This is a genomic window from Bradyrhizobium sp., assembly GCF_036735945.1.
GTDB lineage: Bacteria > Pseudomonadota > Alphaproteobacteria > Rhizobiales > Xanthobacteraceae > Bradyrhizobium.
The window spans coordinates 1-16,630 of the sequence record NZ_DAINNI010000106.1; the positions used below are offsets into that span (position 1 = coordinate 1).

Here is a 16,630-nt window from a genome sequence, read left to right on the forward strand (position 1 = left end):
TCGCAGAAGATGGTCGAGCGCGACAAGGTGTTCGCCATGGTCGGTCCGATGGGCTCGCCCACCGTGCTCGCCGCGCAGGATATCCTGTTCGATGCCGGCGTGCTGCAACTGTTTCCGCTGACCGCCGCCGAATTCACCTTCAAGTTCGATCCGGCCAAGCCGCAGGAGCGGCTGAAGTTCAACAATCTACTGCCTTACGTCGAGAGCACGCGCGCCGCCGTCAAGTACATGATGGAAGCGAAGAACTTCAAGAAGCCCTGCATCATGCATCAGGACGACGAGTACGGGAAGAACGTGCTTGACGGCTTCACCCAGCAGCTTGCCGCGATGAAGGTGACGCCGGCGTCGGTGACGAGCTACAAGCGCGGCGCTTCGGATTTCAGCGCGCAGGTCGCCAAGATGAAGGCCGACGGCTGCGACATGGTCGTGCTCGGCACGGTCATTCGCGAAACCATCGGCGCGATGGGCGAAGCCAAGAAGCTTGGCTGGGACGTCACCTTCCTAGGCGCCACGCCGACCAACGTGCTGGAAGTGCCGGCGCTCGGCAAGGAAGCGGTCGAGGGCCTCTATGCCGCGTCCGGCTTCGAAATCCCGTACGAGGACACCGCGAAGGGCAAGGTCAAGGACTGGCTCGCCAACTACAAGAAGATGTTCAGCTCGGACGCCAACACGCAGGCGATCATCGGTTACAACGCGATGATGACCTTTGCATTCTACGCCGAAAAGGCAGGCAAGGATCTCACCGGCCAGAAGATGATGAACTCGCTGGAGTCGGGCGAGAAGTTCCTCGACATCTTCAACTCGCCGCCGACCAAGTTCTCCAAGACCGACCATCTCGCCAACACGATCACCCAGGTCCAGCAGGTCAAGAACGGCCGCTGGGTGCTGGTCAAGGAAGGCCTGATGTTCTGACGGGGCGGTTTGCTCCGACGACACTGAGCTAAACGACAAAGGGCTGCGCGAGACGATCGCGCAGCCCTTTTGCCCTTCTACGGCAGCGGTGCGACTGGCCCGCCGAAGCCGTTGCGAAGGCGGCGCGGTTCGCGATCCCCTGCTGCCTATTCGCCTGGAACCTTGACGATCTTTATCTCGATCGTGGAATAATAGGCAGCAAGATCTTCCACGTCCTTGTCGGATAGGGACGACGAAACAACCGTCATCGCGTCGTTCTTGCGTATCCCGGATTTGTACGCCCGGAGTTGCGTAACGAGGTAAGGTTCGGTCTGGGCGGCAAGGTTCGGCGCGTCCGGCACCAGTGAAAGTCCGTCCATGCCGTGACATGCTTGGCACATCATGGCCTTTGCACGACCGGCATTCACGTCGCCGGCACAGGCTGCGCCGCAAGCAGCAACAAGAACGAAGGCCGGCACAAGCGAGCAGACCGCAAGCACCGCCGCCCTGGGATAAGCAAAAGTCACCTGGCCACTCACACCTTGCATCATGGACGATCGATGGCCCGGGAGGGCCATCGATCGTTTCGGGAAAAAGCTACTTGCCGTCGTACCAGATACGATAGAGCGCTCCGACGAGATCATCCGACACCAGAAGCGATCCATCCGCCAGTTGGGCGACATCCACGGGGCGACCCAGATAATACCCGTTTTCGTTCCACCCTTCGGCGAACGGCTCGGATTTCCCTGCGACATGGCCGTCATCCTTGAGGAAGGTGACCATCAACCGCGCGCCCATCGGCACGGTTCGATTCCAGGAACCGTGCTGCGTCGAGAAAATGGCGCCACGATATTTCTGCGGGAACATGGTGCCGGTGTAGAAGATCAGGCCGAGATCCGCGGCATGAGCAACCTGTTCGACTTCCGGGAAAATCGCGTTGGCGGGCGGAGTGTCGTTCTTGAATTCGTTGGTGCGTACCTTGCCGCCGCCATACCACGGGAATCCGAAGTCCTGACCCTTGCTGTCGATCCGGTTCAATTCGCCGGGCGGCTGGTCGTCGCCCATGCCGTCCACCTGGTTGTCGTTGGTCCAGAGTGATTTGTCCTTCGGATTGAAATCCATGCCGACCGGATTGCGTAACCCGATCGCGTAGACCTCGCGGTTCTTGCCATCGCGGTCCATGCGAATGATCCCGCCGATGCCGAGCTTGCGATACATCTCATTCTTCTCTTTGGTCGGCACGTTGTAGGGTTGGCCGAGCTGAATATAGAGCTTGTTGTCAGGGCCTATCCGGCAAACGCGCGCCGTATGATTGTAGCTTTCTTCCGATTTGGGAATCAGTTCGCCCTCGGGAACGACGACGCTGGCGACGACGTCGGGACTTTCATAGAAGAACTCCGCCGCCGGATATTCCAGCACCCGGTTTTGCTCCGCGATGTAGAGGAAGCCGTCCTTCGAGAAACAGGGGCCATTGGGAATCTTCTTCGGCAAGGTCGGCGCGAATTCCTTCACTTCATCGCCGGTACCGCCGCGCGCGCGGTCGGTCACGACCCAGACCTTGGATTTGCGTGTCCCCACAAAAGTCGCGACGCCCTGGGGACCTACCGTGATGTGCCGCGCATCCGGCACCAGCGCGTAAAGCGAGATGTGGAAGCCTGCCGGCAATTTGATCTTCTTCAAATTCTCTTTGACCTTGTCCGCTTTCGCTCCGGTCTGCGGAACTTCGGGCCACTCGGCGGCGCTCCCCGTGGGATGCATCGCGCCCAACGTCTCCAGCGCGCTCGGTGCAGGTGCCGCGGGTTGCTGTTGTGCAGCCGCCGGCAACGCGGCCAGCGACAAGCATGCCGCCATTGTCTTCAAGCGAAGATTCATGGATACCTCCCTGTGATGCCCTCCAGTTCTGTCGGGTATCCACCCGCCGCCGGAGGATGCGAACATCAATGCGCTGCTCCGAATGATTGTCAAATGCAATTGCGGGAAGTACGACGCACCTGCGCAGCACGGCCGCTTGCCTCAAAAGCCTGGGGGACGTTGCCCACGGGTCAGAAGCGCGGGCGAGCGTTGCGCTCGGCTCCCGGAACGGGCGGGACGCTTCATGCCCGGGAAGGCCTGCGCGCTTCGATAGCCGGACTGTATGCCCAGGCCAGCTACTTGTTTCGGCTGCAGTCTCCTTGGTGAAAGGCCCGGATCTTCACCACGTCGGCCTCGGTCAGCTTGCCCGTGAAATCGGGCATGCCGACGTAACCATCGAGAACGGCCGCCTACTGCTGAAGCACCTGTTGCAACTGATCGCCGAGGATCGCGGGCTCGACCGGGGGCAGATAGGTGAGGCCGGCGGTCTTGGCGAGGTCGGCGATGGTCCCGGCCGCCTGCAGGTCGGAGAGCGCCTTGTTGACAAGGATGATGAGGGCGGGATCGCTGGCGAGGCCGACATAGCCCCTGTTAACGCCGATCGGATAATAATAACCGGACGCGGCGAGCCTGGTGTCCGGATGGGCCGCGCGATGGGCATCGAAACGGCGCAGGTCAAGCAATGTCGCGTCGTAGTCGCCGCGGTTGAGCGCGCCGAGCAGGTCGTCCCGCCCGGGAACTAGGTGCGTGATGTCGTCGATCAATCGTCCTTTGTCGAAGGTCATCAGGATCGCATCGCCGAGCGTGCCGCTTTCGATCGCGATGCGTAGCCCTGCAAGGTCGCCGACGCCGGAAATCTTGCGGTCGCGTGCCTTCTCGCCGAGCACGACGGTGAGCGCCGCGTAAACATAGGGCTGGGTGGGCGCCAGCACGCCGACCGGCACGCGGCGTCGGCGGTCGTCGCGGGTGGCGCCCTCGAAATCCGGCAGCTTCGCCGTCTTGAGGCCGGGTACGACCAGCGAGTCCCGGGTCAAGGCATAGCTGCCGACCAGCGCGCAACGGCCATCGGAGAGCAAGGCATTGGCTTCGAGCGCCGGGCTCGAGGTTTCGTCGAGCCTGCTTTCGAACCATTGGATCTTGAGCGGTCGGCCGAGGCGTTCGGCTACCGCCTGCGCGAGCGCGACGTCAAACCCGCTGTCGGGCTTTCCACGCTGATGCAGCGAAAGCGGCGGCAGGTTCTCGTCGAGACAGATTTTCAGTGGATCGTCAGCCGCGCGCGCTGTCGTCGCCATCGCCAGCATTGCGGCAACGACTGCCAGCCGCCTCTTCATTGTTTCCTCCGGCTCGATACAAAGGCCCAGATCTCCGTGATCTCCTGATCGCTCAGAATATCCTTCCACGGCGGCATGTTGTTCCTGCCCTGCTTCACCGTGGTGGTGAAACGCGGTTCGTCGTTCGGGAATGCGCGCAAGTCGGGCGCGACCGTTCCCGCAGTGACCATGTTCGGGCCATGGCAGTGCGAGCACTTCTGCGCATACGTCGTCCTGCCGGGAGCGGCGGGCGCCTGGTCGCTTACGGCGGCTTGCTGCTGTGCGGCGGCCGGCATCGTCATCCACGCGATGGCGACCGTTGCGACGGCGGCGAGAGACGCCGCCGTCAGCCTGGATAGCTTGCCCGTCATTCGTGTTCCGCGATCAGTTCTTCACCGCGAACACCCAGAGCGAACCGCCCGTCGGCACGTTGGCAAGCCGTTCGTCTCCGGAGAAGATCGAGTAGACGCCGCCGTAGCCGCTGGTGACGGCGATATACTGGACGCCGTCCTGCTGCCAGGTCACCGGCTGTCCCTCGATGCCGGAGCCGGTCTGGAAGCTCCACAGCTTCTTGCCGTCGTTGGCGTCGAAGGCGTCGAACTCGCCGGTCAGCTGGCCGGAGAATACGATCCCGCCGGCGGTCGACAGCACGCCCGAGAAGCGCGGTATGTCGCTCCCCACCTCCCACTTGGCCTTGCCGGTCATGGGATCGATGGCCTTGAGATAGCCGCGCGGTCCGTTTGGCCACGCCCAGATATCGGTCAGGTCCATGCCGAGGTACCATTCGCCCTGCTTGAAGACGGCCGGTTCGGACTTGTAGTTGCCGCCGATATTGAGCGTATTGGCATAGGCTAGGCCGGTCTGCGGATTGAACGACATCGGTTCCCAGTTCTTGCCGCCGAGAATCGATGGCTGAACCAGGACTTTCTTGCCGTCGCGGGCGTCCTTGGAGACGTCGGTCTCGATCGGGCGCCCGGTCTTCATGTCGATGCCGCTGGCCCAGTTGACCGTCACATAGGGATTGGCCGCGAGCAGCTTGCCGTTGGTGCGATCAAGGACATAGAAGAAGCCGTTGCGATTGGCATCCATCAAAACCTTGGTGGGCTTGCCCTCGATGGTCATGTCGGCAAGCACCATTTCGGCGACCGCGTCATAGTCGAACGGATTGTTCGGCGAGAACTGATAATGCCATTTGATCTTGCCGGTCTTCGGCTCGAGCGCCAGCACCGCGCAGGTGTACAGATTGTCGCCGGGACGCACCGCCGCATTGAACGGCCCGGGATTGCCGACGCCCCAATACACCGTGTTCAGTTCCGGGTCGTAGGAGCCGGTGATCCAGGTCGATCCGCCGCCGAGCTTCCAGGTGTCGCCTTTCCAGGTGTCGCCGCCGGGCTCATCGGGGGTGGGTACCGTGTGGGTTCGCCACAGGCGCTTGCCAGTCTCCGGGTCATAGCCGTCGATGAATCCGCGGGTGCCGAACTCCGCGCCGGAAATGCCTGTAATGACGACGCCGTCGGCGACGAGCGGCGCCACGGTCATCGAGTAGCCTTCCTTGATGTCGGCCGCTTTCTGACGCCACAATTCCTTGCCGGTCTTCATGTCAAGCGCAATGACTTGGGCGTCGAGCGTGGTGCGGAAAAGCTTGCCGTTATGAATCGCGCCACCGCGATTGATGATGCCGCAGCATACGATGCGCGGCGTTTCCGCGGGATATTCGACCTTGGTCTTCCAGATCTGCTTGCCGGTCTTGGCGTCGACCGCCATCGTGGCGTTGTGGTTGGTGATGTAGATGACGCCTTGGTATACCAGTGGCTGCGATTGCGCGCTTCGATCGTCGGCGAAGCTGTAGTTCCACACCGGCACCAGGTTCTTTACGTTGTCCTTGTTGATCTGCGTCAGCGTACTGAACCGCTGCAGATTGTAGCCCATACCGTAGTTGAGAACGTTGGCTGTATCGGTCGCGCCCTTGACCAATTGCTCGGTCGTTTGAGCGCTTGCACCGAGCGGCGCAAGAATGACAAGGCTTGCGGCTAACGCAATTCTCTTCATGCGATCCCTCCCAATGGAAATTTATGCGCGCCTATTTTCTGGCACTGCGATCAACAATCTTCCTGAAACGGGAAAGCGTCAATACGAAAGTCGAAATGCGCGCGAGTCCCGCGAAAGAAAGGCGGAGACTTGTGTTGTCACGCTACGCAATGCGGCGCGCATCGCGGCTTGCACCGCACCATTGGCCACGAGGCAATCGAGATCGGGCAGGGAAAGCAGATTGTTGCAAACTGTCGCTGCGCAATAATTTCGCGCGGCGGATTAGAATGACCAGTCTGTTGAAGCTGCCAGGGAATTCGCAGCGAGCGAAACCCGAGGCTGCCGGTCCGGCGCGTCGGCGAGCAGGGGCGTATCGTCGTAGCGCATCACGCCATGCTGGCCGATCACGAATGTCGGCCGGAAGTTCCTGACATCGGCGTCCGCAATCATCGCCATGCGGCGATTGTCGAGCAGCAGCCAGCGGCCGTCGAGCCGCGCGGCGGCGACCGCGTGGTCCTCGCCGCGGATGGTGTCGTGCAGCACCACGATCCTGATATCGTCGGATGCTAGACCGGCGCGGCGCAGGGCGACGAACTTCGCGATCGCATAATCTTCGCAGTCGCCGCCACCGCGTTCGAGGGTTGCGAGCGGCGACGTCCAGACGTCGATCCGGCCGTGTTGCGCGAGGTCGTCGATCGGACGGATCGCGAGATTGACGGCGCGGTTGATTTCGCCAAGGCGGGCGCGGCCCTCGCGCAAGCGGGCGGCATCGACGATGTCGAGGAATTTCAGCGCGGCTGCAGAGACGCAGCCCTCACGGTCGCCTTCGCAGAGCGCGAGTTGCACCATTTCATCGTCCAGCCGGTGCTTTACGCCGAGCCATTTGTCGTGCAGCCCCCCGCTCGTGAGCGAAGAGGCGGCAAGTCCGAACGGTTCGGCCGATGGTTGGGCCGGCACCGCGGGTGCTGACGGCTCGAAAGGCTCAGCCCGCAGGCCAGCCGGCCCGAACAAGGCCAGGCCGCATGCGACAATGCCCGCGCGCATTACGCGCGCGTAGACCGACAACCCCATCTGACGCCCCTTGTCCGGGCATCGGCGGGCTTGAAGCGCCTGCGCGTGACCGGATCATTTTGCAGGGGCAGGATGGGCGGGCCGGCTTTTGATCTGCTTAAGGTGGGGCGGCGGCTGTGGGCGAACTGCGAAACAGCCTGAATCCGCACTTACCGGATCGAGATCGATTATATCGATGCTCGCTGAGTTGACCGCCTCTCGGTCCGCGGATTGGCTGTCCAGGCCCACCGCAAGGGCGGGGCAATATCCGGAGTTTCGAGAGGCCCGCGGGTCACCGCATTAACCCTATGGAGCGTTTTCCCCGGCCCGCGGTTGTAGCCGGCGGCGGTTACCGGACGGGGGACATCAATCCGGTAGCGCACCCGGCGGTGCAACGATGCAACCTCCGCTCGCACCTGCGAAAGAGAGGCACCCGGGTCGCGGCCGTGATGGTAAGGTATTGCGTGCGCTGGTCTTTTCCGCTGGCGATGGCGCGGCCCCTTTTTCGGGCCGCGAGGCAAAATTTTGGCCTTGCCATCGCCTCACTCTCGCCCGACAATTTTCCGGACCTTTTCGGTCCTGTTGCAGACACACCTCACATGGAGGGTGTTCGCGGCATGGGTGCTTTTGTGTTGGTTACCTGCGTGGTAAGGAACCTGCAGGAAAATTTTATACTTCTTAACCATTTAGGTACGGGGTCCATTTGAATTACGCCGGCAAATTTGGATCGGGCGCAATTGACCCTGCTGCCGCTGTCGATGTTGACCTCGGACCGTTGTCACAGCACGGCCATCTTTCCTCGCCCGGCAAGTTCCACGTCGACAAGGTTTCGACACACGCGCCATCCGACGCCATCATTATTTCTGATGCCCACCTGCTGTTCCATGGCGACTTCAAGCGGTCCGGCGTCGACCTCATCCTCTCCGGTGGCGACCACGAGGTCGTGCTGCCCGACTATTTCAAGGGCGAGAAACGCGCGGCGCTGGCGTCGCCCGACGGCGCCTATCTCACCGGCGACCTCATCAATACGCTGAGCGGGCATACCCAGTTCGCGCAAGCCGATGGCAGCGCCAGCGTCGCGCCCGCCATCATCGGCCATGTCACCAAGCTGACCGGGAATGCGACCGCGATCCGCAACGGCGTGTCGATCGTCCTCAACCAGGGCGACACTGTTCACAAGGGCGACGTCGTCCAGTCCGGTTCGGATTCGACCCTCGGCATTACCTTCATCGACGGCACCGTGTTCGGCCTCGCCTCGAATGCCAGGATGGTGCTCAACGAAATGGTCTACGACCCCAACGGGTCGGACAACAAGTCGCTGCTCAGCCTGGTGCAGGGCACGATCTCCTTCGTCGCCGGCGCCACCGCCAAGAAAGGCGACATGAAGGTCGACACGCCGGTCGCGACCATGGGCATTCGCGGCACCGCGGTGCTGGTCGAGATCGACTTCGAAGTGCCCGGACAGGGCGCCGCACCGCCGGCGAAATTCCAGGTGCTGGTCGAGCCGGACGGCACCACCGGCTCCTACATCCTGTACGACAAGACCACGCTGACACAGATCGCGACCGTCAACCGGGCCGGTACGCAGACGATCATCAACGGCCAGGGCGCGGTCAGCTTTCAGTCCTCCGTGCAACTGTCGCCCGACGCGCAGAAGATCATCAGCGATGTGTTCTCGCTGAAGTTCAGCGACCTGAACAATCCGAATACCAAGCTCACGACCAATTTCACCGACACGATCGTCCCGCAAAACATATTCCTCAAGCTGGCGAGTAACGACCCCGTCGCGGTCTCGCTGCAATTCATCATCATTCCGGACAAGCCTGCTCCTGCACCTCCGCCGGGCCCTACCGAAAAGATCGTGCACATCCCCGGCCCGCCGGAGGCGGGTGCGTCCGGCGGCACGGTGGCAGAACTGATCGGTGTCACCGGCAACGCCACCGTCAACTCGGCGTCCGGCGGCGTCAACTATCTCGACATCAATGTCGGCGACACGCCGAGCGTCAGCGCGCAGTTTTCGGCCTTCACCTACAAGAACGCGAACGGCGCCGATGTCACCGCCACGCTGACGGCCCAGCAACTCACAGCGATCAAGGCGGTCGAAGTCCCGCTGGCCGTGGTGCAGGACCCCAACGGCAAGAACTTCGGTACGGCGACCTGGACCTACAACGTCCAGGACGGCGCGTTCGACTTCCTCGCCGCCGGCGAGAGGCTGACGCTGACCTACATGGCGCGGGTCGAGAACAACTACGCGCCGAACAACGAAATGACGTTCGTGCCGATCACGATCGTCATCACCGGCACCAATGACAAGCCGACGATCTCCGCGACCGGCGGCGAGATCACGGAACAGATCGGCACCGGCAATACCGAGTACGATACCGTTTCCGGCACCGTCACCTTCGCCGACGTCGATCTGACCGACCGGCCCGTCGTCAGCGCGGCGATCTCGACGACCGATCCGTTCCGCTATTACGACGCCGAAGGCCACGACATCACCGCGACGCTGACGCCGGAACAACTCGAGGCGATCCTCGCCGTCGAGGTGCCGCTGAGCGTGGTGCAGGCGGCCGGCAACACCAACAACGGCACGGCGACCTGGACCTACAGCATCGAGGACAGCAAGTTCGACTTCCTCGCCGAGGGCGAGACGCTGACCCTCAACTATGTCGCCAAGGTGGACGACGGCCATGGCGGTGTCGTCTCCACGCCGATCACGGTCACGATCAAGGGCGCGGACGTCGTCATCATCGGCACCAACGACGATCCGACCATCGACACGACCAGCGCCGCCTTTGCCGAGTTTTCCAACGCCGATCAGCCGAACCCGACCGGCTCCGACGAGATCCATGTCGCGTCCGGCACCATCAGCTTCACCGATGTCGACCTGACGGACCGGCCGGTGGCAAGCGCGGCCTTCGCCTCGTTCAGCTACCTCAACGCTTGCGGCGTCAACGTCACCTCCCACCTTACGGGCAAACAGCTGGAGGCGATCGCCGCGATCGATGGGCCGCTGGCCGTGGTGCAGGCGGCCGACAACACCAACAACGGCTCGGCGAGCTGGAGCTACAGCGCCGCCGACGGCGCGTTCGATTTCCTGGCCGACGGAGAAATCCTGACGCTGACCTATACCGCAACCGTCGATGACGCACATGGCGGCGTGGTGACCAAGCCGATCACCATCACGATCACCGGCAGCAACGATACCGCCGAAATCACCAGCGATCCGCAAATCGAGATCATTTCGGAAAAAGCCAGCAGCCACGGCTCCGAAGCGCCCGATACCGCGACCGGCGCGATCACGTTCGTCGATCCCGACCTGAGCGATACGCACCAGATCAAGATCACCGGCGTCCACGCCCTCGGTGTGACGAGCGGCCTCGCCAACGGGACGGTCCAGCTGAGCTGGCTGACGCTGGGGGCGTTGAGCGATGCCACCAACGGCGTGCAGGGTTCGCAGCACTGGTCGTTCTCGGCGCCGGACAGCAATTTCGACTACCTCGCAAAGGGTGAGTCCGTCACGCTGACCTATACGGTCGAGATCGACGACAAGCATGGCGGTGTCGTTTCGCAGGATGTCGTCGTTACCATCAACGGCAGCAACGATGCGCCCGAGATCGCCGCGATCGCGCAGACGGGGCTGACGGAGCGAACCGACAGCGAACCGTTGACAACGACGATCCCGGTCAACTTCACCGATCTCGACCTGTCGGATGTCGGCCACACCGCTGTCATCACAGGAGCGGTGGCGTCCGGCGTCACGGCCGGCCTCGGGCTCGACGCGGCGGCGCTGATGGCGCTGGTCACGCCGGGCACCGTGACCAAGAACTCCGGCTCGACGTCCGGCGCGGTCGACCTTTCGTTCTCCGCGGCTTCGGCGGCGTTCGACTATCTCGCCAAGGGCGAGGTCCTGACGCTGACCTACACGGTGGCGATCGACGATGGGGACGGCGGCGTGACGTCGAAAACCTTTGTCATCAACATTACCGGCACCAATGACGATCCCGTCGTCGCGTCGGCGGATGTGACCGGGGCGGTGACGGAGCAGGTCACGCCTGCGGGCAACCTGACCGACACCGGCACGATCGCGCTGGCCGACGTCGATCTCACCGATACCCATTTCATCAGCCCGGCCATCACGGCTTCAGCCGGGGCGCTCGGCACGATCACCGCAACCGTCAGCCCGGACACCGTCAACGGCACCGGCGGCGTTATCACGTGGAGCTACAGCGTTCCGGATGCGAACGTGGAGTATCTGGCCAAGGGTGAGACCAGGGTCGAGCACTTCACGATCTCGGTCGACGACGGCCACGGCGGCATGGTCGAGCGCACGATCGATGTCACCATTACCGGCACCAACGACGCGCCGGTGGTCAACGCGATCGCGCAGACCGATCTGGCCGAGCAGACCGATACCGCGCCGCTGACGGCCACGATTCCGGTCTCCTTTACCGATGTCGACCTGAAAGATGTCGGCCACGCCGCGGCCATCACCGACGTGGTCGCGTCCGGCGACACGGCCGGACTGACGCTCGACCACGCGGCACTGATCGCGCTGGTGACGCCGGGCGCCGTGAGCAAGGCCTCGGGATCCTCGTCCGGCTCGGTCGGGCTGTCATTCTCGGCAGCGTCCACGGCGTTCGATTATCTGCCGCAGGGCAAGGTCCTGACGCTGACGTATACGGTCGCAATCGACGATGGTGACGGCGGCATCACCCCGAAGTCTTTTGTCATCACCGTCACCGGGACCAACGATGCGCCGTCGATCGTGGGTGAAGTCGATCCGGCCGCACAGACCGTCATCGTGGCCGCTCCGACCTCAAAGATGGTGCTTGCCCAGGGCGTAAACCTAAACTCGCTGGGCCTGAATACCGAAACGTTCAACGGCATATCGGCCGGCTCGGCATCGAATAACGGCTTCGAACACGGGAATTTCCAGAGCACTGCTCTCGGAGCGACTTTCTCGGCGTCCGGACATGCCGGCGTCGTCAACGGCTCTTCCTCGGTAACGGCAGCCCCGTTTGTCGGGCCGCTGCCAGGAGAGCGGGACAAGACAAACTATCTGAGCATCGGCGGCAACAGCAGCGAGACCATCAGCTTCACGTCGGAGAAGAACGCGTTCGGCCTCTACTGGGGGTCGCTTGATCCCTACAACACGATCAAATTCTACGATGGGCTGAAGCTTGTCGCCTCCTATACCGGCGACGACCTCGCGCCGCTGTTCCCGAGCGGCAATCAGAGCTCGTTCACCTCGAACGGATACGTGCAGTTCTCCAACCTGCCGCTCTTCAACAAGGTCGTGCTCGGCAGCAGCTCGAACGCGTTCGAAATCGACAACATCTCCGCCGGATATGTTCCTGCGCCGGGTACCGGGCTTTCGGGGCCGATCAAGGGTACGATGAGCGTGCATGATGGCGACGTCGGCGACATGTTGACGGCGTTCGTGGCCGGCAATGCCACGATCGAGTACAATGGATCGGCGTCGATACCCGGCAACATTGACATCTCGTCGCTGGTGAATGCGGCGAACGTGAAATTCAACAGCGTGCTGAGTAACGGCGGAACGGCCGTGCTGGACTGGACCTATCAGCCGATCAACGCCAATTTCGACTTCCTGCACGCAGGCGACATACTGAAGATCAAATTCGTCGCCGAGGTCGATGACGGCCATGGCCATGCCGGCAATCAGGCACTGACCATCACCTTGGTCGGCACCACCGGTACGACCAGCGGATCATCCAGCTTCACAAGCGGGCCGGTCGTTGCCAAAGCGCTCAGCGCCACCGAGAATGTCGACGAGGTGGCTGCGCAGAACGATTCGTCCACCGACAATGCGGCATCCGGCAGCCATGCCGCCACGGCTCAGTTCGTATTCAGCGAGGCCGGACAGGAGCCGGTGGTATTGACCGGGACGTCCGGCAAGGATGTCCTTTTCGCCACCAGCCATAACGACGTGCTCACCGGTGGCGCGAGTGCCGACCGGTTCGTGTTCGCGCCGGAAAGCAACGTCAGCCAGGACACGATCACCGACTTCAGGCCGGGCGAGGACCACATCGATCTTCGCAAGTTCGCCGAGGTGGATTCGGACAATATCGGCGCCTGGCTGGCCAGCCATGCGGCGGCCACCGGCGCCGACACGGTGATCACGCTTGCCACCCACGACGCCATCACCCTGAAGAACGTCGCCCCTGCCAGCCTGCACGCCAGCGACTTCATCGTTTCGCCGCATCACTAGGATGCCGCTTTCCGCCTTGCGCTAGCCCGTGATATCGATGCTACCTTCTGGCTTGTCTGAAGCGGCCAGTTGGCCGAGCAAGCGGAAGCCATGAAGCGGATCCGGGCGTTACCAAGGTGGTTCAAGCGGCGCATCGGCTATGCCCGGCTGCTCTGCCTTGTCCTGCTGATCGGGTTCGCGGCGCTGCGCGTCGCCGATCCCGCCCCGGTCGAGGAAATCCGCGTCAGGACCTTCGACGCGTTCCAGCGCATCGACCCGCGCAAGAAGACGATACGCCCGGTCACCATTGTCGACATCGACGACAAGAGCCTGGAAAAGCTGGGGCAGTGGCCATGGCCGCGCACGCGGATCGCCGAACTGATCACCGAACTGACGAGGCTGGGCGCCGTGGTGATCGCGTTCGACGCGGTGTTTTCCGAGCCTGATCGGCTCAACCCGGCGGTGGCGGCAGAGACCTTCCCGCAGCTCGACGAGGAAACCCGCGCCAAGCTGCGCATGCTGCCGAGCAACGACCAGATCCTGGCCGATGCGATCAGGAAGTCGCGCGTCGTGCTCGGCGAGTCCGGGCTGCCGGAGGAAATCGCGGCGCTCGACAAGACGCTGCCGGTCACCGGCCTTGCGATGCTCGGCGAGGAGCCGCAGCGCTTCATGTATGATTTCCCCGGCCTCTTGCGCAACGTGCCGGTGCTGGAGCACGCCGCAGCCGGACGCGGCCTCTTCACCATCAAGCCGGAGCGCGACGGCATCGTGCGGCGGGTGCCGATGATCATGCTGGCGCAGGGCCTGACCATGCCGTCGCTGACCTTCGAGATGCTTCGGGTGGCCACCGGGTCCGGCACCATCCTGATCAAGGCGGAGAAGGCCGGCATCAAGAGCCTCGGCATCAAGGGCGTCCAGATTCCGACCGATCACAACGGCCAGCTCTGGGTCCACTACGCCCGCAACGACGCCTCGATCTATGTTCCCGTCGTCAATGTGCTGGAGAAGAACGTCGCGCCCGACATGATAGCGGGCAAGCTGGTGCTGATCGGCACCTCGGCGGTCGGCCTCAACGACATCAAGACCACGCCGGTGTCGCGCGCCATGCCGGGCGTGGAGATTCACGCCCAGGTGCTGGAAAGCGCGCTGAGCGGCGTGGTGATCTCGCAGCCGATCTACGGCCTCGTGCTCGAATTCGCGGCGGCGATGCTGTTCGGGCTTCTGGTGATTGCGTTCGCGCCGCTGTTCGGTCCGGTCTCGCTGGTCCTCGTCGGGGGCGCACTCGCCAGCGTCCTGGTCGGCACATCCGTGTATTTCTACACGCAGCACCGGCTCCTGATCGACTTCACCTATCCGCTGATGTCGACCACCTCGATCTACCTGACGCTGATCTTCGCAAGCTTCGTTCGCGAGCAGGCGCAACGCCGGCAGATTCGCTCCGCCTTCGGCCAGTATCTGTCGCCGGCGCTGGTCGAGCAGCTGGCGCAGTCGCCGGAAAAGCTCGTGCTCGGCGGCGAGGAGCGCGAGATGACCATCATGTTCTCCGACATGCGCGGCTTCACCTCGATCTCGGAAACCTACAAGAACGATCCCCAAGGCCTCACTGCGCTGATGAACCGGTTCCTGACGCCGCTGACCAACGCCATTCTCGGTCGCAAGGGCACCATCGACAAATACATGGGCGACGCCATCATGGCGTTCTGGAATGCGCCGCTCGACGACAAGGACCACGAGCTCAATGCCTGCGAGGCGGCGATCGACATGCTGGAGCGCGTCGACGAGCTCAACCGGGCACGCGAGCAGGAGGCAAAGGAAGAGGGGCGCCCGTTCATTCCGCTGAATGCCGGCATCGGGCTCAATACCGGCGTCTGCGTGGTCGGCAATATGGGTTCCGACCAGCGCTTCGACTATTCGGTGTTCGGCGACAGCGTCAACCTGGCCTCGCGGCTGGAAGGCCAGTCCAAGGAATACGGTTTTCCGATCATCGTCGGCTCAAAGACCGCGCTCGCGGTCAAGGACAGGTTCGCGATCCTCGAGCTCGACTTCATCATGGTGAAGGGCAAGAAGGAGCCCGAGGTGATCTACGCCATCGCCGGTCGCGATGACGTCGCGCAATCCGGCCGCTTCCAGCGGCTGCGTAACCTGACCATCGAGATGCTCGCCTGCTATCGCAGCCGCGACTGGAACGGCGCGCTGGCCGCGATCGAGCGCGGCCGCAAGACCGACGAGGCCAACGCGCTGGAGCTGTTGTACGGATTGTATGAAGCGCGCATCCGCGGCTATCTCGAAAATCCGCCGCCGCAAGACTGGAACGGCGCGTTCGCGCTGCTGACGAAGTGACCGTCATCCCTGCGAATGCAGGGACCTGCGACAAGGGAGTAACCGCCGCATGACGAGACCCGATCCCAAACAGGTCAAGGTACTGACCGACGTCGCAGGCGTGCCGCAGGATGCGGACGTCTCCGCGCGCATCGCCAACTCGATCGGCCCCGCCTTCGATGGCTTTGCGCCGGTCGCCGGCACGCTGCCGATGGATATCGAGCCGGCAAGCTTTCTCCTGGTTCAGAACGCGAAGGTGTCGACATGAGCAGCGAACCCGCCCTGATGTCGCTGGTTGCGGTCGCCAAGGCGATCGCGGCCAAGAAATTCTCGTCGCGCGAGGTGACGCAATCCTGCCTCGACCGCGTCGCGCAGTGGCAGCCTCGGCTCAACGCCTACATGGCGATCGAGAAGGAGAGCGCGCTCGCTGCCGCAGATGCCGCCGACTCTGATCTCGCCAAGGGCAAGATCCGGGGACCGCTGCACGGCGTGCCGTTGGCGCACAAGGACATGTATTACGACGTCGGCAAGGTCGTGACCTGCGGTTCTAAGATTCGCCGCGAGTTCGTTCCAACCACGACCTCGACCGCGCTGCAGCGGCTGAAGGACGCCGGCTCCGTCAGGCTCGGCTCGCTGCAGATGGTCGAGTTCGCCTACGGCCCAACGGGGCATAACCCGCATTACGGCGCGGTGCACAATCCGTGGAACGTCGATCACATCACCGGCGGGTCGTCGTCCGGCTCGGGCTCCGCGGTCGCAGCGCGGCTGACCTTTGCCGCGCTGGGCTCCGATACCGGCGGCTCGATCCGGATGCCCGCGCATTTCTGCGGCGTCACCGGCTTCAAGACCACCGTCGGTCTGATCAGCCGCGCCGGTGCGATGCCGCTCTCGCAATCGCTCGACACCGTCGGGCCGCTGGCGCAGACGGTCGAGGACTGCGCGCTGCTGGTCGGCCTGATGGCGGGCG

Annotated in this window: 11 protein-coding genes; 5 read left to right on the forward strand and 6 right to left on the reverse strand. The window is 63.1% G+C overall.

The window, feature by feature from the left end:
* On the forward strand, positions 1-912 hold a 912-nt coding region (locus V7E26_RS23660; protein ID WP_324420832.1), incomplete at its 5' end, for an ABC transporter substrate-binding protein.
* A gap of 146 nt (positions 913-1,058) precedes the next feature.
* Here V7E26_RS23660 and V7E26_RS23665 read toward each other — a convergent pair.
* From V7E26_RS23665 to V7E26_RS23690, 6 genes are all read right to left on the reverse strand, one after another.
* Positions 1,059-1,418, reverse strand: coding sequence for a c-type cytochrome (locus tag V7E26_RS23665; RefSeq protein ID WP_324420834.1), 360 nt, complete (start codon positions 1,416-1,418; stop codon positions 1,059-1,061).
* Positions 1,419-1,488: 70 nt separating this feature from the next.
* Positions 1,489-2,763, reverse strand: coding sequence for a PQQ-dependent sugar dehydrogenase (locus tag V7E26_RS23670; RefSeq protein WP_324420836.1), 1,275 nt, complete (start codon positions 2,761-2,763; stop codon positions 1,489-1,491).
* A gap of 389 nt (positions 2,764-3,152) precedes the next feature.
* On the reverse strand, positions 3,153-4,073 hold the full coding sequence (locus V7E26_RS23675) for a substrate-binding periplasmic protein (protein ID WP_324420838.1): 921 nt from the start codon (positions 4,071-4,073) through the stop codon (positions 3,153-3,155).
* Complete coding sequence (locus tag V7E26_RS23680; protein WP_442893466.1) at positions 4,070-4,348, reverse strand: c-type cytochrome; 279 nt, start codon at positions 4,346-4,348, stop codon at positions 4,070-4,072. The genes V7E26_RS23675 and V7E26_RS23680 overlap by 4 nt, the downstream gene beginning before the upstream one ends.
* 88 nt (positions 4,349-4,436) lie before the next feature.
* Positions 4,437-6,101 carry a methanol/ethanol family PQQ-dependent dehydrogenase gene (locus V7E26_RS23685; protein ID WP_324420842.1) on the reverse strand — a complete coding sequence of 555 codons (1,665 nt, stop codon included), beginning with the start codon at positions 6,099-6,101 and terminating at the stop codon, positions 4,437-4,439.
* Positions 6,102-6,362: 261 nt separating this feature from the next.
* Positions 6,363-7,151 carry a transglutaminase-like cysteine peptidase gene (locus V7E26_RS23690; RefSeq protein ID WP_324420844.1) on the reverse strand — a complete coding sequence of 263 codons (789 nt, stop codon included), beginning with the start codon at positions 7,149-7,151 and terminating at the stop codon, positions 6,363-6,365.
* Between the two features lie 754 nt (positions 7,152-7,905).
* Between V7E26_RS23690 and V7E26_RS23695 the strand changes: the two genes are divergently transcribed.
* The 4 genes from V7E26_RS23695 to V7E26_RS23710 form a co-directional block, all read left to right on the forward strand.
* Positions 7,906-13,365 carry a VCBS domain-containing protein gene (locus V7E26_RS23695; RefSeq protein WP_324420846.1) on the forward strand — a complete coding sequence of 1,820 codons (5,460 nt, stop codon included), beginning with the start codon at positions 7,906-7,908 and terminating at the stop codon, positions 13,363-13,365.
* A 90-nt stretch (positions 13,366-13,455) separates the two neighbouring features.
* Complete coding sequence (locus V7E26_RS23700; protein ID WP_324420848.1) at positions 13,456-15,684, forward strand: CHASE2 domain-containing protein; 2,229 nt, start codon at positions 13,456-13,458, stop codon at positions 15,682-15,684.
* 49 nt (positions 15,685-15,733) lie between these two features.
* Positions 15,734-15,931 carry a hypothetical protein gene (locus tag V7E26_RS23705; RefSeq protein WP_324420850.1) on the forward strand — a complete coding sequence of 66 codons (198 nt, stop codon included), beginning with the start codon at positions 15,734-15,736 and terminating at the stop codon, positions 15,929-15,931.
* The coding region (locus V7E26_RS23710; protein WP_324420852.1) for an amidase at positions 15,928-16,630 on the forward strand (703 nt) is incomplete at its 3' end. The genes V7E26_RS23705 and V7E26_RS23710, both read left to right, overlap by 4 nt.